This is a genomic window from Dactylosporangium fulvum (assembly GCF_025137375.1).
Taxonomy (GTDB): Bacteria; Actinomycetota; Actinomycetes; order Mycobacteriales; family Micromonosporaceae; genus Dactylosporangium; species Dactylosporangium fulvum.
This window is the reverse complement of record NZ_CP073720.1, coordinates 10,264,249-10,284,319: the sequence shown is the minus strand read 5'-3', so window position 1 is coordinate 10,284,319 and position 20,071 is coordinate 10,264,249. Positions and strand designations below refer to the sequence as shown.

Below are 20,071 nucleotides of genomic sequence, written 5' to 3'. Positions count from 1 at the left end.
TCGAGAAGTCCCGGCGCGGTGGCGGCCGGCCAGGGGGACCGGCGCGGCGGAGCACCGAAAGGGTGGGGCCGGACGGGCCTCGCGAACGGCCCTCCGAGCAGGTTTGCGCCGTACCCAGGCTGGGCACTCCGGAAGCCAATCATTTCCGCACCGCACGAAGCCCGGGGGTCCACATGCTCGTCCATCCTGAGACCGTCATCGCCACCAGCACACAGCGCGGCGCCGATGACGCCCGGACGGAGGACCTCCGTGAGGCGCTCACCGCCCGCCGGCAGGAACTCGAGACGGAACATGCCGAGGCCGTGGCCGAGATGACGCTCGCCGGCGTGGTCGACGCCGGGGACGACGTCGCCGACCTCGGCACCAAGGCCTTCAACCGGGAGCAGGAGTTCGCCCTCGCCCTGTCCATCCGCAGCCGTATGGATCAGGTCGACCGGGCGCTCGATCGGCTCGCGGCCGGGCGCTACGGCACCTGTGAGACCTGTTCCGAGGAGATCCCGGTCGCCCGGCTCGCCGCGTTCCCTTCGGTCACCCTGTGCGTGGCCTGCAAGTCGATCAGCGAGCGGCGGTAGTCGCGTTCAGCCGTTCGACCAGGTCGAGGGCGCGCTGGGCCGCGCGCTGCAGGTGGGGGAGGTACTCGGCCGCGGCCGGCGTGCCGGCCAGATCCTCGGCGAGAAACGTCGTGTAGTTCATGATCGCGCCGAGGGCGTTGGACAGGTCGTGGGCGCACGAGGATACCTCGGCCCGCAGTTCGGCGAGCGCCTCGTCGCCCATCCGGCCCTCCATGCTCTTCAAGCCTGACTAGAGTGGGTCCCGTTCGAACGTTACGGGGCGTAGTTGCATGATAACTCTAGTCACAACATTCCTGGTCGCGGTGATCTTCCTGCGGGCATTCACGGGGTATCTCCGCGACCGGGATCCGGTGCAGCGGGACATCACGCTGATCTTCCTGCCCACCCTTGCGGTCTGCGTCAACGGTCTGTTCCGCGAACTCTCGGACCGCCCGCTCCCCGTCGCCGCCGGCAGCTTCGCCACGGCCCTGCTCATGATCCAGCCGTACCTGACGCTGCGTCTCACGGCCCGCCTGCGCCACGTGCCCCGGTGGCTCGACCGCGCCCTGCTGGTGCTGCTGCTCGTCGGCTTCGCAGTGGCCGTCCTCGCGCCCCGGCCGCTGCACCTCGGGTACCTCATCCTGATCGCCGTCACCTTCATGGTCACCGAGGTCATCGCGGGATCGTTCCTGCTCAACGGCGCGAAACGGCGCTCCGGCGCGGCGCGGGTGCGGCTGCGGCTCGCCGCCGCCGCGACGTACCTCTTCGCGGTCATGATCTTGATCCTGTTCAGCGGCGCGGTCGTGTACCCGAACACCATGAGTTGGCTGTCCCAGACGGGCCGCGCCGTCGGGATGGTCTCGGCGCTGCTGTACCTCGTCGCGTTCATGCCGCCGGTCTGGCTGCGCCGGGTCATGTCGGCCACGGTCTGGTACGAGGCGACCGAGGATCTCCAGCGCCTGCCGGTCGCCGTCAGCACCGACCAGGTGTGGCGGCGCTACGTACAAGTGGTGCACGAGACCACCGGCACGGACGCGGTGATGCTCCTCGACGAGCGGCTCCACCGGATCGCGGCGGTCTGCCGGTCCGGCACCAGGCTGCCGCACGGGCCGATCACCGGCTTCACGCTCGACGAGCTGATTCATCAGCGGCAACCGATCGCCTTGCGTGAGGACCACCCGCTTGCCCGGCTCACCGGCACTCGCGTGGTGACCGCGTTGCCGATCGAACTCGCCGATCACAGCCGCGGCGCCGTGCTGCTCCTCGACCGGTACCGCGCCCTCTTCACCTCCGACGACCTGCGTCTCGCCCGTGTCCTCGGCGGCCAGGCCCGCCTGCTCGCCGAGCGCAGCATGATCATGGCCGAGCAGCGCAACCTGGCCGACCAGCTGGCCGACTCGGTCGCCGCACTCACCCACGCCAGCCAGGCCAAGAGCGACTTTCTCGCGAGTATGAGCCACGAGCTGCGCACCCCGCTGAACGCGATCATCGGCTTCAGTGACCTCATGCGTGCTGAGTCGCCCGACGGCGACCGCCGCGCGGTGCCCGCCGAATGGGTCGACCACGTCCACAACAGCGGCCGGCACCTGCTCGGGCTGATCAACGACATCCTCGACCTCGCGAAGGTGGAGGCCGGCCGGCTGGAGCTCAACCCGCGGCCCTTGGCGCTCGACACCGCTGTCGCCGAGGTCGCCACCAATCTCCGGCCGCTCACCGAGAACAGAGGGCTGCAGGTGTACCTCGACGTGCCGCCCGTCGCGGTGCGGGCCGACCCGCTGCGGTTCCGGCAGATCCTCGACAACCTGCTGTCCAACGCCATCAAGTTCACACCCGAGGAGGGCCTCATCGCGGTCACCGCCAACCAGGACGGCGACCGCGTGGCGATCACGGTCGCCGACAACGGGATCGGCATCGCCCCCGAGGACCAGGAGCGGGTCTTCGAGGAGTTCCAGCAGCTCGGCAGCGCCGCTCAGCGCAACGCCGGCACCGGGCTCGGCCTGGCGCTCACGCGGCGCCTGGTCGAGGCGCACGGCGGCACGATCTCGCTGGCCTCGACGCTCGGCGAGGGCAGCCGGTTCACCGTCCACCTGCCGGCCGCCGTGCTCGCGGCGCGGGACCCGATCCGGGTCGTCGAGCAGCAGGGTGTCGCCCGCGGCCGGGTGCTGATCGTCGACGACGACGCCAGCGCCGCCGAGCTGCTGCTGACCTACCTGGCGGCGGCCGGCTACCACGTGCGGGTCGCCAAAAGCGGTGAAGAGGGCCTGACCGCCGCTCACGAGTGGCAGCCGGACGCCATCCTGCTCGACGTGATCATGCCCGGCCTCGACGGCTGGGACGTGATCCGCGAACTGAAGCGCGACGACGCCCTGCGCGACATCCCGGTCTTCTTCGCCACGATCATCGACGACCGCAAGGCCGGCCTCTCGCTGGGCGCGGCGGACTTCTTCGTCAAGCCCGTCGACCACGACGCCCTCCTGGCCCAGTTGGCCCGGCACATCGCGCCCATGTCCGGCGATGATCCGGCGTCGGTACTGGTCGTCGACCGCGACGACCACACGCGCGCGGTGGTGGAGCAGCAGTTACGCGACGGCGGGATCGACGTCGTGACCTGCGACGACGGGCCGCAGGGCCTGCGCCTGTCCCGCGACCGGCACTTCGATCTGATCGTCTGCGACCTGCAGATGCCCGACGTCGACGGCTTCGCCCTGCTGGCCGGCCTGGAGGTGAACCCGGCGACGCGCGGCATCCCGGTGCTCGCCCTGACCGCCCCGGGCATACCGGACGCCGACCGCCGGCGCCTGACCGGCAAGGTCATCGGCACGGTACCGCGTAGCGCCGCCGCCTCGGACGGCCTGCGCGAGTGGATCGACCTCGCCGCGGTCGCCGGTGCGGTGTCCGACGCCCGTCAGGAAGGCGCCCCCAGATGAGCAAGGTGCTGCTGGTCGAGGACGAAGAGCTGAACCGGGTCCTGGTCCGGGCCATACTGGCCCGGGCGAGCGACGACGCCGTCCGCACGGTCGAGCTCGTCGAGGCCGGCAGCCTGGCCGGTGCGCGGACGGCCCTGGCGGACGGACCGGTCGACGTGGTCCTGCTCGACGTCAACCTGCCCGACGGCAACGGCCTCACGCTCGCCGCCGACCTGCGGGAACGGGCCGACCGTCCACAGGTCATCGCGTTGACCGCCAGTGTCCTGCCGCACGAGCGGGCGGCGGCGATGTCGGCGGGCTGCGACGCGTTCCTGGACAAGCCGTACGCGGCCCAGGCTCTCGTCGACCTCCTGAGTAGCCACCTGGGCCGTTGATGCGGTGCCCACCCGGGTTTGGGGTGGACCCGGCGTTGGGTAGGTGCCTGGGCACTCCCTCGTCCGGCAAACAGGAGGCAATGGGTGGAAACTCTTGCCGACGGCCTACGCCTGCAGATGGACGCTCTGGACTACGTCCTCCTGGCGCTCTACTTCATCACGGTTCTCGGGGTGGGTCTCGCGGCCCGCCGATCCATCCGCAACAGCGTCGACTTCTTCCTTTCCGGACGGTCGCTTCCCGCCTGGGTCACCGGCCTCGCCTTCATCTCCGCCAACCTGGGCGCGCTGGAGATCCTGGGCATGGCCGCCAACGGCGCCAAGTACGGCATGATGACCGTCCACTACTACTGGATCGGCGCCGTCCCGGCGATGGTCTTCCTCGGCATCGTGATGATGCCGTTCTACTACGGCTCGAAGGTCCGCAGCGTCCCCGAGTACATGCGCCGCCGCTTCAACCGGCCGGCCCACCTGCTCAACGCGCTGTCCTTCGCGCTCGCGCAGGTGCTCATCGCCGGTGTCAACCTCTACGCGCTGGCACTGATCATGCAGGCGCTGCTCGGCTGGCCGCTGTGGACCGCGATCGTGGTGGGCGCCGCCATCGTCCTCGTGTACATCACGCTGGGCGGCCTCTCGAGCGCCATCTACAACGAGGTCCTGCAGTTCTTCGTGATCATCGCGGGCCTCCTGCCGATCGCGATCATCGGCCTGGTGAAGGTCGGCGGCATCAACGGGCTGTTCAACGCGGTACGGGACACCACGCTCGGCGACGCCGGCCTGCACACCTGGTCGAACACCGGCGGCACCGACAACCCGCTGGGCGCCTCCTGGTGGGGCATCGTGTTCGGCCTCGGGTTCGTGCTGTCGTTCGGCTACTGGACGACCAACTTCGCCGAGGTCCAGCGCGGCCTGTCGGCCCGCAACATGAGCGCCGCCCGCCGGACGCCGATCATCGCGGCGTACCCGAAGCTGGTCATCCCGTTCGTGACCGTGATCCCGGGCCTGGTCGCCCTGGTGACCGTCAAGGGCCTCGGCGCCGACAAAGGCGACCTGCAGTACAACAACGCCATCCCGCTGCTGATGCGCGACTTCCTGCCCAACGGCGTGCTCGGCATCGCCGTCACCGGGCTGCTCGCGTCGTTCATGGCCGGCATGGCCGCCAACGTCTCCGGGTTCAACACCGTCTTCACGTACGACATCTGGCAGGAGTACGTGAAGAGGGACGAACCCGACCGTCACTACCTGAGCGTCGGGCGGATCATCACGGTGGTCGGCGTGATCATCGGCATCGGCACGGCGTTCATCGCCGCCGGCTACAGCAACATCATGGACTACATCCAGGCGCTGTTCTCGCTGTTCAACGCCCCGCTGTTCGCGACCTTCATCATCGGCATGTTCTGGAAGCGGATGACCGCCTGGGCCGGCTTCTGGGGGCTGCTGGCGGGCACGGTGGCGGCGTTCGTCACGTACGCGGGCTACAAGTGGTTCGGCTGGTTCACCTTCGGCTCGGACCTGGACGAATCGTTCTGGGGCGCGGGCATCGCATTCGTCACGGTCGCGATCGCCGCCGTGGTGGTCACGCTGATGACGACCCGCAAGACCGACGAGGAGCTCAACGGGCTCGTCTACGGCATCGGCAACCACGACCTCACCGCCGACGCCCTGGCCGGCGACGCCGCCTGGTACCGCTCGCCGGTCCTGCTCGGCGCCGTGGTCGTGGCCCTCGCCGTCGCCTTCTACCTGCCGTTCCTGTAGGAAAGGGTGTCCCGAACCATGAGTGACCAGGAGAAGAAGGTCGACACCGCACGGGCGGCCCGCCTGTTCGACGTGCGGCGGGTCATCGGCGGGCTGTTCACGGTCTACGGCGTGATCGTCACGATCGTCGGCCTGTTCGACTCGAAGGCCGAGATCGACAAGGCCGCCGGCGTCCGCATCAACCTCTGGATCGGCCTCGGCATGCTGGCGCTGGGCCTGCTGTTCCTGCTGTGGCAGTGGCTCCGCCCCGCCGACGAGCACCGTTGACCCGTCGCCCACCCGCAGCCCCCGCACCCGCAGGCCCCCGCACCCGCAGGTCCCCGCGATCTTGGAGTTGTGGTCCCTAACTTGTCGCTTTTATGCGGATAAAGCCAGGACCACAACTCCAAGATCGCGCGCCGGGAGGGCGCCGGGAGGGGGAGGGGGAAAGGGCCGAGGAGGGGAGCGACCCGGCCTGGGGGCGGGCGGCAGACTCCCGGCATGGAAATCGTGCTTGCCGACGCGGCGCCGGAACCTGAGTTCCTCGCCGGAACGGCCGTTGTCGTCGCGCTCGTCTGTGTCGCCGTTGTGGCCGCGATCGTCGTGCTGGTCGTCTGGCTGCTGCGCCGGACGAGAAACCGCAAGTACTAGAGCACCAGCAGCCCCATGAGCACCGAGCAGGCGTTCGCCCCGATGCTGATCACCAGTAGCAGTGCGCCATCTCGCCGTACGACTCCCAGCAGCGCAAGGGCCTCGACCACGGCGACCACCGCCTCCGCCGTCCAGAACCGGGTGGCCGACGGGCGCGGCGCCAGAAACCACCACAACGCCGGGTGCGTCAGCAGGTTGACCAGCGCGCCCAGCGCCGCCGCCCGCCGGCGGGTCGTGAGGCCCAGCGCGACCAGCGCCGCCGTGTACAGCGGCACCTCGACCGCCAGGGTCAGCAGCAGCGCGGGGAACATCGCATGAAGATAAGCCTGCTCTTCGCCGCCGCGGCCGCCGCTGCGCTCGCTGTCGCCCTCCAGGCGCCGCTGGCGACGACCGTCCTGGGGCTGATCGCGTTCGGCGTGTTGCACAACGTGCTCGAGCTGCGGTACGTCACCGGAAGGTTCGCGCCGGTCCTCAACGGGCGCTTCCTGGCCGTACTGCTCGGGCTGATCAGCGCGATCGTGCTCTGCCGGATCGCCGCCATGTTCATCGGCCAGCCGGCGCGGTACGCGGAGATCCTGATCGGCTACGCCGTGCTCGCGGCCGGCTGCGCCCACGCGCTGCGCCGCTGGTGGCTGGCCGGCGCCGGCGCGGTCCTGACGCTCGCTGCGGCGATATCGCTGGCCTGGCCCGGGTACCACTTCGTGGTCCTCGCGCACCTGCACAACGTCGTTCCGCTGTTCTTCCTGTGGGAGTGGGCCGGCCGCATCGGCAACGTCACCGCGCGCCGTTGGTTCCGCGCCACACAGCTCGGGTGGGTGCTGGTCGTGCCCGCCCTCCTGCTGGCCGGCGTCGCCGACCCGGCGCTGACCGGCGCCGAGCGGACGACCGTCGCCGCGTTCGCCGGCGACCCGGCCCGGATCATCGCCCTGAGCGCCCCGCCGGGCGCGGAGTCGATCATCGGCGCCCGGTTCCTGGTGATCTTCGCGTTCCTCCAGACGATGCACTACTTCGTCTGGGTCTGGTTCCTGCCGCGGCACGCCCCGGACGCGACCAGGGCGTTCGAGCGGCGCGCGCCGTGGCTCACCGGCGGCCGGGCCTGGGCGCTCGGCGCGGGCCTCGGCGCCGCCCTGGCCGTGCTGTTCGTGATCGACTACGCCTCCGGCCGGGCGATGTACAGCGCGTTCGCCTCCTACCACGCCTACCTGGAGTTCCCCGTGCTGCTCGCGATGCTGCTCGCGCTCCGGACGGATTCCGATGCAGCCGGTTCACAGCTGGTTTTCAGGGAAACCGCATCAAGTGGCCAGCAACCGGCGGCACTCTCGACATGACAAGGGAACCCTGACGCTATTTGGAGCGAATCATGACGCGGCTGCTTGTGGTCGACGACGAGCCGGACATCGTCGAGCTGCTCACCGCGAGCCTGAAGTACCACGGCTACGACGTGGCGAGCGCCACCAGCGGCCGGCAGGCCATGGAGGAGGCGCGCCGCTTCCGGCCCGACATGATCCTCCTCGACGTCATGATGCCCGAGCTGGACGGCTTCGAGGTGCTGCGCAAGCTACGCGGCGAGGGCACCCGTGTCCCGGTGCTGTTCCTGACCGCGCGCGACGCCACCGAGGACAAGATCAAGGGGCTCACGCTGGGCGGCGACGACTATGTCACCAAGCCGTTCAGCCTCTCCGAGATCCTGGCTCGCATCCAGGCGGTCCTGCGCCGGGTGGCCGACCCGGCGAGCGGCGCCGGCACGCAGACCTCGCGGCTCACCTTCGCCGACATCGAGCTGGACGAGGACACCCACGAGGTGTTCAAGGCCGGACAGGAGGTCCAGCTGTCCCCGACGGAGTTCAAGCTGCTGCGGTACTTCATGACGAACCCCAGCCGTGTGCTGTCCAAGGCGCAGATCCTGGACCACGTCTGGCAGTACGACTTCGGCGGTGACGCCGGCGTCGTGGAGTCGTACGTCTCCTACCTCCGGAAGAAGATCGACACCACCGAGCCGCGCCTGCTGCAGACGCTCCGCGGCGTCGGCTATTCGCTGCGCCTGCCACGGACATGAAAGCCCTGCCGCTCCGCATCAAGCTCGTCGGCTTGATGCTGATCCTGCTCGCCGCGGCGCTGGTCACGACCAGCGCCGTCGGCGTCTACAACACCCGCACCTACCTCAGCGACCGCCTCGACGAGCAGCTCAAGACCAGCGCTGACGGGGCCTTCACGGACTGCGGGCGCGGCTTCGTGAACACCGACGACCGGCACGGCCCGAAGCAGCTCACCGGCTACTACGTGGGGTGTGTCGACTGGAAAACCGGCGAGATCGACCGTTCGGCCTTCATCCCGAGTTACGACGGGCAGCAAGCCCCGAAACTGCCGACGAACGTCGGCGACCTGGCCGACGCCTCGGCCACCAAAATGCGGCTGCCCTACTACACGACGGTGCCCGCGGCAGGCGGAGACGGACACGACTGGCGGGTGCTGTTCACCGCCCGTCAGTCGCCCGGTGGCGTGCAGGCGGTTGTCGTCGCGCTCAGCTTCGACGAGGTCGACAAGACGGTCAACCAGCAGATCCGGATGAGCGCTGCGGTCGGGGGTGGGGTGCTCGTCCTGCTCGCGGTTGTTGCGTACCTGCTGGTGCGCTCCAGCCTGAGACCCCTGGTCGAGGTGGAGGAGACCGCCGAGGCGATCGCCGCCGGCGACCTCACCCGGCGGGTGCCCGAGGCCGACCCGCGGACCGAGGTCGGCGGCCTGTCGCAGGCCCTCAACACGATGCTGGGGCAGATCGAGACCGCGTTCGACGAACGGCGGGCCTCGGAAGAGGCGGCACGCGCCTCCGAGGAGGCCGCCAAGGCGTCCGAGGAGCGGATGCGCCGGTTCGTCGCCGACGCCAGCCACGAGTTGCGCACCCCGCTGACCTCGATCCGCGGCTTTGCGGAGCTGCACCGCCAGTCCGGCGGCAACCCGGCGGAGACGATCGGCCGGATCGAGCACCACGCCACCCGGATGGGCCTGCTCGTCGACGACCTGCTGCTGCTCGCCCGGATGGACCAGCAGCGCCCGTTGGAGAAGAAGCCGGTCGACCTGCTCGCCCTGGCCACCGACGCGCTGATCGACGCCCGGGTCACCGCCAAGGACCACCGGCTGCGGCTGCGCACCCCGAGCAGCGACGACGACGAAGCCGACGTCGAGCCGGCGATCGTCCTCGGCGACGCGACCCGCCTGCGCCAGGTGGTGCAGAACCTGCTGTCCAACGCGTTGACCCACACGCCGGCGGGGACCGAGGTGACCGTGTTCGTCGGCACCGGGGGCCGCGACGCGATCCTGGAGGTCGCCGACAACGGCCCCGGCATGACGGCCGAGGACGCCTCCCGCGTCTTCGAGCGGTTCTACCGGACCGACCCGTCACGGACCCGTGCCCTGGGCGGCTCGGGCCTGGGCCTGTCGATCGTGGCCGCCCTGGTCCACGCCCACGGCGGCCAGGTGACGCTGCGCACTGCGCCCGGGGAGGGCGCCGCCTTCCGCGTCACCCTCCCACTGGCCGAACAGCGCTAGCTGAACCGGATTTGGCATCACCTGTGCCTCGGTCATGGTGTATGGAATGAGTGTGTTCGATGGATTTCAGCTCGACCGGGTCGACCTGTGGGACGTCACGCTGCCCGTCCGGCACGGCGGGCGGGGGCCGGCGGTCCTGCTGCTGCACGGCCGCTCGTCCACGCACCGCATCTGGCAGCGGGTCGCGCCGCTGCTCGCGGACGGGTGCACGGTGGTCTGCCCGGAGCTGCCGGCGGGCCCGTCCGGCCGGCACGAGACGGCGCTCAACTGCATGGCCCTGATGAAGTCCTTCGGCCACGACCAGTTCTCGATCGCCGGCCGCGACGACGGCGCCCACATCGCACTCCACCTGGCCTTGGCGCATCCGATCCTCGTCGAGCGCCTGGCCCTGCTCGACACCGTGGCGCCGGAGGACGAGCCCGCCCGCCGCCGTCGTCTCACCTGCCCCACGCTGGTCCTGTGGTCCGCCGACGGCCTCGGGCACGACCCGTCGGCGAGCTGGCAGCCGTGGCTCGAGGACGTCCGGTGGGCCGAGACCCGCGGCGATCAGGACACGGCCGCGGCCCTGCGCGCCTTTCTCGGTCAGGCGCCCGGTGACACCAGGCCGGTCTCGTAGGCGACGATCACCAGCTGCGCCCGGTCGCGGGCGCCGAGCTTGGCGAGGATCCGGCCGATGTGCGTCTTCACGGTCGCCAGGCTGACCCCGAGGTGCTCGGCGATCTCCGGGTTGGACAGCCCCCGCCCGACGAGCATGAGCACCTCACGCTCCCGCTCGGTGACGCCGTCGAGGCGGCGCGGCACCGGGCGGGCCGGCCGCGGCCGCTGGACGAACTCGGCGATCAGCCGCCTGGTCACCGACGGCGCGAGCAGCGACTCCCCGGCGGCCACGACCCGGACCGCGGCGAGCAGGTCGGCCGGCGGGGTGTCCTTGAGCAGGAAGCCGCTGGCACCCGCGCGCAGCGCTCCGTAGACGTATTCGTCGAGGTCGAACGTCGTCAGGATCAGCACTCGCGTGCCGTCCGTCGCCGGGTCCGCGCAGATCCGCCGGGTCGCCTCGATGCCGTCCATCTCCGGCATCCGCACGTCCATGAGCACCACGTCGGGCCGGTGCTCGACGGCGAGCGCCACGGCCTCGGCGCCGGTGCCGGCCTCGGCGACCGTGGTGCAGTCCCCGCTGATGTCGACGAGCACCCGGAAGCTGCCCCGCAGCAGCGCCTGGTCGTCGGCGATGAGCACCCGGATCACGGTCGGCCACCGTACGGCAGCCGGGCCGTCACCGCGAACCCGCCGCCCGGCAGGGGACCCGCGGACAGGTCACCGCCGTGCAGCGCGACCCGCTCCCGCATGCCGATCAACCCGTGTCCGGCACCGTTCACCACGGCCTCCCGCATGCCGTCGTCGGTGACCTCGACCCGGACCTCCCCGGGATCCACCACGACCCGGGCGTGGCAGGTCGCGGGCGCCGCATGCTTCACCACGTTGGTCACCGCCTCCTGCATGATCCGGAAGACGGCCAGCCCGACCCCGGCGGGCACCGGGCCGGCCGCGGTGTCACGGCGCACGTCGAGCCGGACATCGACGCCGCCGACGGCCGCCCGCTCGGCCAGCCGCGGCAGGTCGGCGAGGCCCGGGGTCGCGCCGCCGTCGGAGCCGTCCTCCCGCAGCATGTCGAGCACCCGGCGTACCTCCGCCATCGCGGTGCGGCCGGTCTCCTCGATCACTCGCAGCGCGTCGCGCGCCTCCTGCGGGTTGGCCTCGGCGACATGGTTGCCGACGGATGCCTTCACGACGATCAGGGTCATCGTGTGAGCGATGACGTCATGCAGCTCGCGCGCCACCCGCAGCCGCTCCTCGATCGCGGCCTGCCGCACCAGTTCGCGACGCACCTGGCCGGCGTGTGCCCGCCGCTCACCGACGGTGTAGCCCACCAGGATCGCCGGCGTGATGACCACCAGCGCGTAACCGACGGCGGCGAGTGGGCTGATGGGCTCCCCGGAGGTGCCCGCCCACAGCAGGTCGCCGCCGGCGAGCGCACCGCCCACCACGGCCTCACCGATGATCGCGAGCCACAGCGTCCGCCGCTGCGGCGCCGAGGAGGCGAGCGTGTAGAACACCAGGACCAGCGCGAGGCACGGCGCCACCGCCGCGTATGAGGGGATGACCCCGGTCGTCAGCGTCGCCGCGGACGCGACGACGACCGCGACGGCGACGGCGCGGGGCCGCAGCCGGCGGGCCGCCACCGGCAGGCCGATCAGGAGGCCGGCCAGCAAGGAGACCCAGAACGGCTCGTTCGGGCCCTCCACGGGTGTAGCCCGGGCGGCGTAGCCGCACAGCAGCGCGAGGAGCAGCGCGAGGACGGTGTCCACGGCGACGAGGTCGACCAGGCGGAGCCGCCGGGTCAGCAGGGCACTGGCCACGCAGTCGACGGTAGCCGCCGGTGCCGGATCAGCGCGTCCGCTCGTGGGCCGTCAGCCCAGGGTATGACATCGGGGGCAGGAAGTGACGGCTCTGGTCCGACGCGCCACCGGCCCGGTTCGCGGCATCGTTTCCGGCCATGACGACACAGACGGTGGTACTGGAGGGCGTCCGAGCCGTCTACGGCACCGGCGCCCGCCGGGTGACCGCGCTCGACGGGGTCTCGGTGACGTTCGAGCGCGGCAGGCTCGCGGCGGTCATGGGGCCGTCCGGCTCCGGCAAGTCGACCCTCCTGCACTGCGCGGCCGGCCTGGACCGCCCGGCGGCGGGCCACATCAGCATCGACGGCGTCGCCCTCGACAAGCTCAGCGAAGACGGCCTGACCCGGCTGCGGCGCGACCGGATCGGCTTCGTATTCCAGGCGTTCAACCTGGTGTCGGCGCTGACCGCAGAGCAGAACGTCGCCCTGCCGCAGCGCCTCGCCGGCCGCCGCCCGCCCGCGTCGGACGTTGCCGCGGCGCTGGCCGCCGTCGGCCTCGCCGACCGGGCCCGGCACCGCCCGAGTGAGCTCTCCGGCGGCGAGCAGCAGCGGGTCGCCGTCGCCCGCGCCCTGATCAGCCGGCCCGCGGTGGTGTTCGCCGACGAGCCGACCGGAGCACTCGACAGCGTCACCTCACGCCAGGTCCTCGAGCTGCTGCGGGCACTCGTCGACGACCACGAGCTGACCGTGGTCATGGTGACGCACGACCCGGTCGCCGCCGGATACGCCGACCGCGTCGTGTTCCTCGCCGACGGCCGCGTCGTCGACGACGTCACCGGTCCGGTCCCCGTCGACGCGATCGCCGCACGGACGGCGCCGTCATGCTGAGGGCCCGCCGGGTCGCCGGTGCCTTCGTCGCGGTCACGATCGGGGTGGCGCTCGTCGCGGCCGCCATGCTGCTCCTCGCCGCGGGCCGCCCGCACGTCCCCGACCGGTTCGCCGCCGCGCCCGTGGTCGTGGCGGGCACCGAGGCGCACACACCCGCCAACCCGTTCCCACCGGCGCGGCCCTGGTCCACCCGCGCGGCCGAGGACCTCGCCGCACGCCTCGCCGCCGTGCCGGGTGTCGCGGCCGCCGTGCCGGACCGGACCTTCTACGTCCAGGCACTCGTCGACGGCCGCCCGCGGCAGGAACCGTCCGAGGGCCACGGCTGGTCCAGCGTCCGCCTGGCGGGCCTCGGCCTGACGGCGGGCGCCGAGCCGCGGAAGGCCGGCGAGGTGGTCGTCGACCGTGCCCTGGGACTCGCGCCCGGCTCGGCGGTGACCCTGCTGACCGCGGCCGGCCCGGCGCCGTATGTGGTGACCGGGGTCGTCGACGCGCCCCTGCTGCTGGTGGCGGACGAGGTCGCCGCGGCCGCGGCGCCCGGTGTGCGGGCGATCGGCCTGGTCCTGGCGCCGGGCGCCGACCCCGGTCGGGTGGCCGCCGCCGCGCGGACCGTCGTGGGCGGTGACGGAAGGGTCCTCGCCGGGTCGGCGCGCGGCGCGCTGGAGCCGCGGGCCGACGCTCGGACGCGCTGGATCGGCATGCAGGTGCTCACCGGCACCGCCGCGCTGGCCGGGTTCGTCACGGTGTTTGTCGTGGCCTCGACGTTCGCGTTCACGGTCGCGCAGCGCCGCCGCGAACTCGGCCTGCTCCGCGCGATCGGTGCGACGCCCCGCCAGATCCGGCGCGCGGTCCAGGGCGAGGCCCTGGCGGTCGGATGTGCCGGCTCGGTCGCCGGCCTGCTCATCGGCGCCGCGGCCGCACCGGCACTCGGTCGTGTTCTGATCGACGCCGGGTTCGAGCCGGCGACCTACACCGTCGGTTACGCGCTGTGGCCCATCGCCGTGTCGCTCACCGTCGGGCCGCTGGTCGCGCTGGCGGGCGCGGCCACGGCGGCGCGGCGGGCGGCCCGGGTCCGGCCCCTGGAGGCGCTGCGGGATGCGGCCGTCGAACAGCGGCCGATGGGGCGGGCGCGCTGGATCGTCGGCGGCCTCGCCGTCGCGGCCGGGGTCGCGCTCGCGATCGGGACAGCCACCTCCGGCGACGCCCAGGACGGCGCGACGTTCGCGCTGTACAGCGCCATGGCCCTGGTCACCGGGGCGGCCGTGCTCGCGCCCGCCGCGGTGCCGCCGGTCGTGCGGCTGTGCCGCGGCGGTGCGATCGCGCAGCTCATCCGGGAGAGTACGCTGACCGCGCCCCGCCGCACCGCGTCGACCGCCGCGCCGGTGCTCCTCACGGTCGCCTTCGCGGTGCTGGTCTCGGGCATGGTCCGGACCACGACCGACGCCTATGCGGCGGGCCGCGCGGCGGACGTCGACACCCGCTGGGCGCTGGTCCCGGACCGGACACCGGGCCTGTCCGACGCCGTGTTCGCCGGCCTGCCGGCCGACGCGCCGTTGCCGACGACGGTCTACACGGACGACGGCGTGCTGACCGCCGTCGGCGTCGCGGGGGGCGCCGCCCAGGCCGGGGAGGTCACCGTCTCGGCCTCGACGAACCGGCGGGTCGGCGAGACGATGACGGTGGTCTTCGCCGACGGCGAGGCGGTCCCGCTGCTGGTCGCCGCGGTGGCCCCGACCGGTGACCTGCGGGGAGACCTGGTGCTGTCCCGCGACGTCGTGCGGGCCCACGACCCGTCGGCGCTGGCGCCGGCCGTCCACCTGCGCGAGCCGGTCGAGCCGCCGGCCGGATCGGGCGCGCGGGTCGTTGACGTCGCGACGTGGGCGGCCGAGGCGGACAGCGCGGAGGACCGGCTGGTCTGGCTGGCCACGCTCATGCTCATCGGGGTGTCCGCCGGCTACGGCGCGATCGCGGTCGCCAACACCCTGCTGATGGCGGGTGCGGGCCGGGCACCGGACGTGCGGGTCGTGCGCCTGGCAGGTGCGACCCGACGGCAGGTCCTCGCGTTTGTGGTCGGCGAGTCGGCGTTTGTCGTGCTGATCGGTGCGGTCCTCGGCGGGGTGGTCGCGTTCGCCGCGCTGCTGAGCATCCGCGCCGGCCTCAGCGAGCAGGTCGGCGCGCCGGTGGACCTGGTCGTGCCCTGGTCCGTGATCGGCGTCGTCGTCGGTCTCTGCCTGCTGCTGGCCACCCTGGCCGCGGCGGCGACCGCCCGCCGGGAGCCCGCGGTCCAGTGCTGACGACCGGGCGCCCGGGTCCGTCCGATGTGGACTGACCCGGGCGATCGGCCCTGTGGGAGTCAGGCCTTTCTGATGGCGTCGCCGTCGACCGTGATGGCCACCGCGGCGAGCGGCTTCTTCGCCGGGCCCTCCGCGACCGAACCGTCCGCCACCTTGAACTTGCTGCCGTGGCACGGACAGTTGATCGTGCCGCCGGAGACGTCTCCCACCACACATCCGGCGTGCGTGCATACCGCGGTGAAGCACTTGAAGGTGCCGGCCGTCGGCTGGGTCACCACGATCTTCTGATCCTCGAAGACCTTGCCGCCGCCGACCGGGATGTCACCGGTCCTGGCGAACCCGCCGCCTTGCGCGCCCGCGCCGCCGTCGGTCGCGCCGGTTCCCGGGTCGGCCGGTGCGGCGCCGCCGCCCGTGTCGCCGTATGCCGCGCAGCCCGCCAGAGCGGCGGTGAGGCCCGCCGCGCCCGCACCGGCCAGCAGGGTTCGGCGAGTCGTCTGGTTGCTCACAGCAGGTTCCCTTTCAGAACTTGACGCCGAACGTGGTGAAGAACCACAGCGCGGAGGTGACGAACAGGCCGGACAGGCCCGTGAAGACGAGGCCGCCGAAGACCGGCAGCGCCCAGTTCGGCACGCCCTTCTTGGCGAGGACGAGCATCTTCATGGCGAACGCGCCGTAGAAGAAGCAGCCGAGCAGCGAGTGGACGAGCACGCGGGTGTCGTAGTCGGCGAAGCCCAGCGCGTACAGGCAGTGCAGCGCGACCGGGATCGACACGATGAACGCCGCCCGGCCCGACCAGCGGTGCACACCGCCGAGCCAGGAGGCGTCGCGGAACACCGGGAGCTTGCCGTACATCACGAGCGCGGTGAACAGCTGCACCAGCGCCAGCAGGAAGGCCAGCGTGGCCAGCCAGACCTTGACCGTCTGCGGGCTGGAGAAGCCGGCGACGTTCACCGCGATGCCGGTCGGTTCGTGGAGCTTGCCGTAGACGCCGAGCGCGCCGGCGACGAGGCAGCCGACGAGCACCGGCACGATGAGCGCGGCGGCCGTCTTCGGGCTGGTCGGCCCGACCACGGGAGGTGGCGGCGGCAGCTGCGCCGGCGCGGGCCAGGAGTCGGTTGCGGGCAGCGGTTGTTCCATCGGGGCTGACATCGTCGTGGCTCCTGTTCAGCTACCGCTGCCGGCGGGCAGGCTGGCCTCGATCGCGACGGTGGTGCCGTCGACGGTGACGGTCCTGGTGTTCACGTCGAACGCCGGCGCCGGCTTCGGGTTGCCGCCCGTGTTGTCGACGCCGACCTGGCGTCCGTCCGGCAGGACGACCCAGCTGGCGTCGAGCCTGTTGCGCAGCGCGGACGCCGAGCGGTAGAGGCCGGACGGTGCCGCCGCGGGCTTGACGGTGAACTCCCACGTCTTGCTGCCGGCGGTGACGCTGCCCTTGGCCTGCCCGTTGCCGTACGTGCCCGCGAGGCTGCCCTTCGGCCCTTTCAGCACGATCTGCCCGTCGGTCATGGTGCCTTCCAGCCACGCCTCGACGGACTTGCCGTCGCAGACGTACGCGATCGCCTTGCCCTTGTTGACGACGATGGCGAGTGACGCCACCCCGCCGGCGACGGAGCCGGCGTACGTCACGGTCCCCTGCTGGCCGGCCGGGCCGCTGCCGTCACCGGTCACCGCCGCCGTTGACGGTGGCGCGGGAGGAGGAGGCGGCTCCGCCGTCTGTGTGGTGGCCGCAGGGGCCGCAGCGGTTGTGGTCTGCGTCGCCGCGGCGTTGTTGCGCGCCACGTTGTTGCTGAGGTCGACATTGAGCGTGTAGAGCACGCCGGCGACGACCAGGCCGGCGCCCAGGGTGATGATCGGTCCCGTGAACTTCATCGGTGGCTCCCACAGAGTGATCGCACCCGTCAGGTGCTGTCGATGAATATGAGACCGAGGTTGGCGTAGCGTGTCTGCGTCCAAAGACGCACAACGCAACTGCTGCAATGTCGCCGAAGTGACCTTGAAGGGTGGGTGCGTCGATGCCTCGCGTCGTCGTCTGGGCCGCGCATCTCGCGCTGCCGATCGCCGGACTCTGGCTGTTGCTGACGGTGCCCGACGCCGATGTCATCTGGCAGCACCATCAGACCCACTTCTGGCTGGTGCTCGTGGTGGCGGCCGTCAACGTCGCGATCGGCGTGGCGATGAGCATCGCGGCGCACAACCGCTCGGACGGCCGGCTGTTCCTGGTCTCCCTGGTCTTCCTCGCGGCGGCGGGGTTCCTCTTCGCGCACGCGATCGCCACCCCGGGCGTCCTGATCGGCCACCCCAACGCCGGGTTCGACACCGCCATGGCGGTGGGTCTGATCATCGGAGCGGTACTGGCCGTGCTGTCGTCATTACGACTTCCCGCGGGCATCCCGCGCTGGCAGTCGGGCCTGCGGGTCGCGCTGGCGCTGATCCTCTTCGCCTGGATGGTCGTCTCGCTGCTGGACCTGCCGCCGTTGAGCCGTCAGACGCAGGTCCGCGAGGTCGAGGGCGTGATGGTGTGGCCGGCGCTGGCGGCCGTGGTGCTGTACCTCGTCGCGGCGGTGCGCTTCTACCTGCTCCACCGGCGGGCGCCGAGCGCCGTGCTGATCTCGGTCGTTACGGCGTTCGTCCTGCTCGCCGAGGCGATGGTCGCCGTGACACTGGCCGACAAGTGGCGGCTGTCGTGGTGGGAGTGGCACCTGATCCTGACCACCGCCTTCCTCTTCGTCGGCTATTCCGCCTACGTCCAGTACCGTCGGGAAGGCACCGCCGCCGGGCTTTTCGACGGCATCGCGGTCGCCGAGACGACCCGGCGGGTCCGGGCGCAGTATGAGGCGGCGCTCGAGGAACTCGTCGCCGCGCTGCAGGAGTCGGAGCGGGGCGAGCGGCCGGAGCGGCTGGCCGTGCGGATGGCGGAGCGCTTCGGGCTGACCGAGAAGCAGGCCGCGGTCCTGGACCGGGCGGCCGCGGCGCTGCTCGCCGAGCGGGACCTGTCCGGCAGGCTCGGCGCGCTGGTGACCGTGGGGGAGCAGGCCCGGGTCGGCGCGGGGGAGCACGAGTTCCTGCGGGCCGCCGCAGCCGCCGTCGAGCCCTCGTTCGGACCCGTCGAGATCGGGCTGATCTCCGACGGGCGCCTCGACCTGCGGGGCGCGGACACCCTTCCGCTCACGGTCAAGGGGCAGGTCGCCGGCGCCGTGCGGATCCCGCCCGGCGGCCGGGCGGAGCTGCGGGCCACCCTCGCCAACCAGCTGTCGATCGGACTCGAGAACGCCCGGCTCTACGGGCAGCTGTCGACGCTCTTCCGCCAGTACATGTCGCCGGACGTCGCGGCCGCGTTGCTCGCCGACCCGGACCAGGCCGCGCTCGGCGGCCAGCTCGTCGACGTGACCGCGCTCTTCGCCGACCTGCGCGGGTTCACCACGTTCTCCGAGGCGGTGGAGCCGGGTGACATCGTCGAGATGCTGAACCGGTACCACGGCGTCGCCGTGCCGTGCATCCTCGACAACGGCGGCACGATCGTGCAGTTCGTCGGCGACGCGCTGCTGGCACTGTTCAACGCGCCGGCCCGGCAGGCCGACCACGAGCTGCGGGCGGTGCGCGCCGCGCTGCAGATGCAGGCCGCGGTCCGGGAGATCGCCGAGGGCCGGCCGGACTGGCCGCGGTTCCGGGTCGGCGCCAACACCGGACCGGCGCTGGTCGGCAACATCGGCAGCGAGCTGCTGCGCGGCTTCAACGCGATGGGTGACGCGGTCAACGTGGCGGCCCGGCTGCAGACCATCGCCGAGCCCGGCCAGGTCGTGATCGGCGGCGCCACCTTCGACGCCGTCGCCGACCGGACCCGCGCGGCCTTCCTCGGCGACCTGGAAGTGAAAGGTCGCCGGCAGACAGTCCGGGCGTACGCGGTGGAGGCTTTGTCATGACCGAGTTCTTCGATCTGTTGCACCCTGACGAGCAGGCCGCCCTGGAGGCAGCCGGGCATCACAAACAGTGGAAGCGCGGCGCGGTCATCTACCGCGAGGGCAGCCGGTCCGAGTCGGTGGTCATCGTGCGCTCCGGCCGGGCGAAGGTCTCCTCCGACACCGCCTCCGGCACCGAGGTCGTGCTCGCCGTCCGCGGCCCGGGTGCGCTGCTCGGGGAGCTGTCCGCGATCGACGGCGGTCCCCGTTCGGCGACCGTGACCGCGCTCGAACCCGTCACCGCGCTGTCTGTGCCGTCGCCTGATTTCGAGCGGTACCTCCTGGGCCACGCCCGCGTCTCGTTCCTCCTCATGCGGGAGCTGACCCGCCGGCTGCGGGACGCCGACCGCAAGCGCATCGAGTTCGGCGCGTACGACACCACCGGACGGGTGGCCGCCCGGCTGATCGAGCTGGCGGAGCGCTTCGGTGAGCAGACCGGCGACGGGCTGCGGATCAACCTGCCGCTGTCCCAGGACGAGCTGGCCGGCTGGACCGGGGCCTCGCGCGAGGCGGTGACCAAGGCGCTGCGCACGCTGCGCGAAGAAGGCTTGATTCAGACGGGACGCCTGCACGTGATCGTCCACGATCTCTCGGCGTTGAGAGATCGTGCTCAATAGATGAGGGTCACCCTTGCTTTGACCCTTGCAACTATGCGCATACCCAGTAGTCGATCTTCAAGCGGTGCGCACAGCCCCTACTCTCTCGCGACAGGTGCATCGAGGCATCGACATATTGCCTTGGTGCTTACATGCCCCACCAGGGAG

At 71.8% G+C, this 20,071-nt stretch carries 21 protein-coding genes; 14 read left to right on the top strand and 7 right to left on the bottom strand.

The features are described from left to right. The first annotated feature begins 173 nt into the window (after positions 1-173). A complete protein-coding gene (locus tag Dfulv_RS47400) occupies positions 174-572 on the top strand; it encodes a TraR/DksA family transcriptional regulator (protein ID WP_259860354.1) in 399 nt (132 codons plus the stop codon). Here the strand turns inward: Dfulv_RS47400 and Dfulv_RS47395 are convergent. After that, a complete protein-coding gene (locus Dfulv_RS47395) occupies positions 556-786 on the bottom strand; it encodes a histidine kinase dimerization/phospho-acceptor domain-containing protein (RefSeq protein ID WP_259869631.1) in 231 nt (76 codons plus the stop codon). The genes Dfulv_RS47400 and Dfulv_RS47395 overlap by 17 nt on opposite strands. A gap of 55 nt (positions 787-841) precedes the next feature. On the opposite strand from Dfulv_RS47395, the gene Dfulv_RS47390 reads away from it, so the two are divergent. The 5 genes from Dfulv_RS47390 to Dfulv_RS47370 all read left to right on the top strand — a co-directional run bounded on the left by Dfulv_RS47390 (position 842) and on the right by Dfulv_RS47370 (position 6,234). Further along, positions 842-3,478, top strand: a complete 2,637-nt coding sequence (locus tag Dfulv_RS47390; protein ID WP_259860353.1) for a hybrid sensor histidine kinase/response regulator — start codon at positions 842-844, stop codon at positions 3,476-3,478. Further along, positions 3,475-3,852, top strand: coding sequence for a response regulator (locus Dfulv_RS47385; RefSeq protein ID WP_259860352.1), 378 nt, complete (start codon positions 3,475-3,477; stop codon positions 3,850-3,852). The genes Dfulv_RS47390 and Dfulv_RS47385 overlap by 4 nt, the downstream gene beginning before the upstream one ends. Positions 3,853-3,969: 117 nt before the next feature. Continuing rightward, a complete protein-coding gene (locus Dfulv_RS47380) occupies positions 3,970-5,604 on the top strand; it encodes a sodium:solute symporter family protein (RefSeq protein ID WP_259869628.1) in 1,635 nt (544 codons plus the stop codon). 18 nt (positions 5,605-5,622) lie between these two features. Continuing rightward, a complete protein-coding gene (locus Dfulv_RS47375) occupies positions 5,623-5,871 on the top strand; it encodes a hypothetical protein (RefSeq protein WP_259860351.1) in 249 nt (82 codons plus the stop codon). A 213-nt stretch (positions 5,872-6,084) separates the two neighbouring features. Beyond that, a complete protein-coding gene (locus Dfulv_RS47370) occupies positions 6,085-6,234 on the top strand; it encodes a hypothetical protein (RefSeq protein WP_259860350.1) in 150 nt (49 codons plus the stop codon). On the opposite strand, the gene Dfulv_RS47365 is transcribed toward Dfulv_RS47370, so the two are convergent. Further along, positions 6,231-6,545 (bottom strand): hypothetical protein, encoded by a 315-nt coding sequence (locus Dfulv_RS47365; protein ID WP_259860349.1) that lies wholly within the window; start codon positions 6,543-6,545, stop codon positions 6,231-6,233. The genes Dfulv_RS47370 and Dfulv_RS47365 overlap by 4 nt on opposite strands. A gap of 3 nt (positions 6,546-6,548) precedes the next feature. Between Dfulv_RS47365 and Dfulv_RS47360 the strand changes: the two genes are divergently transcribed. From Dfulv_RS47360 to Dfulv_RS47345, 4 genes are read left to right on the top strand one after another with little or no spacing between them, the layout of a single operon-like run. Beyond that, positions 6,549-7,562, top strand: a complete 1,014-nt coding sequence (locus tag Dfulv_RS47360; RefSeq protein WP_259860348.1) for a hypothetical protein — start codon at positions 6,549-6,551, stop codon at positions 7,560-7,562. Between the two features lie 32 nt (positions 7,563-7,594). Next, complete coding sequence (locus Dfulv_RS47355) at positions 7,595-8,290, top strand: response regulator transcription factor (RefSeq protein ID WP_259860347.1); 696 nt, start codon at positions 7,595-7,597, stop codon at positions 8,288-8,290. Beyond that, positions 8,287-9,777: a sensor histidine kinase gene (locus Dfulv_RS47350; RefSeq protein WP_259860346.1), complete on the top strand. Its 1,491-nt coding sequence runs from the start codon at positions 8,287-8,289 to the stop codon at positions 9,775-9,777. Before Dfulv_RS47355 ends, Dfulv_RS47350 begins: the two co-directional genes overlap by 4 nt. Positions 9,778-9,823: 46 nt before the next feature. After that, on the top strand, positions 9,824-10,393 hold the full coding sequence (locus tag Dfulv_RS47345; RefSeq protein ID WP_259860345.1) for an alpha/beta fold hydrolase: 570 nt from the start codon (positions 9,824-9,826) through the stop codon (positions 10,391-10,393). On the opposite strand, the gene Dfulv_RS47340 is transcribed toward Dfulv_RS47345, so the two are convergent. Together Dfulv_RS47340 and Dfulv_RS47335 are read right to left on the bottom strand one after the other, a co-directional pair. Continuing rightward, on the bottom strand, positions 10,360-11,022 hold the full coding sequence (locus Dfulv_RS47340) for a response regulator (RefSeq protein ID WP_259860344.1): 663 nt from the start codon (positions 11,020-11,022) through the stop codon (positions 10,360-10,362). The genes Dfulv_RS47345 and Dfulv_RS47340 overlap by 34 nt on opposite strands. Next, the gene (locus Dfulv_RS47335; RefSeq protein ID WP_259860343.1) at positions 11,019-12,194 is read right to left on the bottom strand and encodes a sensor histidine kinase; all 1,176 of its coding nucleotides are present in this window, start codon (positions 12,192-12,194) and stop codon (positions 11,019-11,021) included. Before Dfulv_RS47335 ends, Dfulv_RS47340 begins: the two co-directional genes overlap by 4 nt. 137 nt (positions 12,195-12,331) lie before the next feature. On the opposite strand from Dfulv_RS47335, the gene Dfulv_RS47330 reads away from it, so the two are divergent. Continuing rightward, entirely contained in the window at positions 12,332-13,060 is a 729-nt protein-coding gene (locus Dfulv_RS47330) for an ABC transporter ATP-binding protein (RefSeq protein ID WP_259860342.1), read from the top strand. Next, positions 13,054-15,351 (top strand): ABC transporter permease, encoded by a 2,298-nt coding sequence (locus Dfulv_RS47325; RefSeq protein WP_259860341.1) that lies wholly within the window; start codon positions 13,054-13,056, stop codon positions 15,349-15,351. The genes Dfulv_RS47330 and Dfulv_RS47325 overlap by 7 nt, the downstream gene beginning before the upstream one ends. Before the next feature lie 59 nt (positions 15,352-15,410). On the opposite strand, the gene Dfulv_RS47320 is transcribed toward Dfulv_RS47325, so the two are convergent. Genes Dfulv_RS47320 through Dfulv_RS47310 form a run of 3 tightly spaced genes read right to left on the bottom strand, consistent with a single transcriptional unit; the run spans position 15,411 to position 17,220 of the window. Continuing rightward, a complete protein-coding gene (locus Dfulv_RS47320; protein ID WP_259860340.1) occupies positions 15,411-15,857 on the bottom strand; it encodes a Rieske (2Fe-2S) protein in 447 nt (148 codons plus the stop codon). A gap of 13 nt (positions 15,858-15,870) precedes the next feature. Next, the gene (locus Dfulv_RS47315) at positions 15,871-16,500 is read right to left on the bottom strand and encodes a DUF6529 family protein (RefSeq protein ID WP_259860339.1); all 630 of its coding nucleotides are present in this window, start codon (positions 16,498-16,500) and stop codon (positions 15,871-15,873) included. A gap of 15 nt (positions 16,501-16,515) precedes the next feature. Then, positions 16,516-17,220, bottom strand: coding sequence for a hypothetical protein (locus Dfulv_RS47310; protein ID WP_259860338.1), 705 nt, complete (start codon positions 17,218-17,220; stop codon positions 16,516-16,518). 143 nt (positions 17,221-17,363) lie between these two features. Here Dfulv_RS47310 and Dfulv_RS48700 point away from each other — a divergent pair, with 143 nt between their 5' ends. Beyond that, positions 17,364-19,271 carry an adenylate/guanylate cyclase domain-containing protein gene (locus tag Dfulv_RS48700; protein WP_319805743.1) on the top strand — a complete coding sequence of 636 codons (1,908 nt, stop codon included), beginning with the start codon at positions 17,364-17,366 and terminating at the stop codon, positions 19,269-19,271. Continuing rightward, a complete protein-coding gene (locus Dfulv_RS47300) occupies positions 19,268-19,924 on the top strand; it encodes a Crp/Fnr family transcriptional regulator (RefSeq protein ID WP_259860337.1) in 657 nt (218 codons plus the stop codon). The genes Dfulv_RS48700 and Dfulv_RS47300 overlap by 4 nt, the downstream gene beginning before the upstream one ends. Positions 19,925-20,071: the final 147 nt, after the last annotated feature.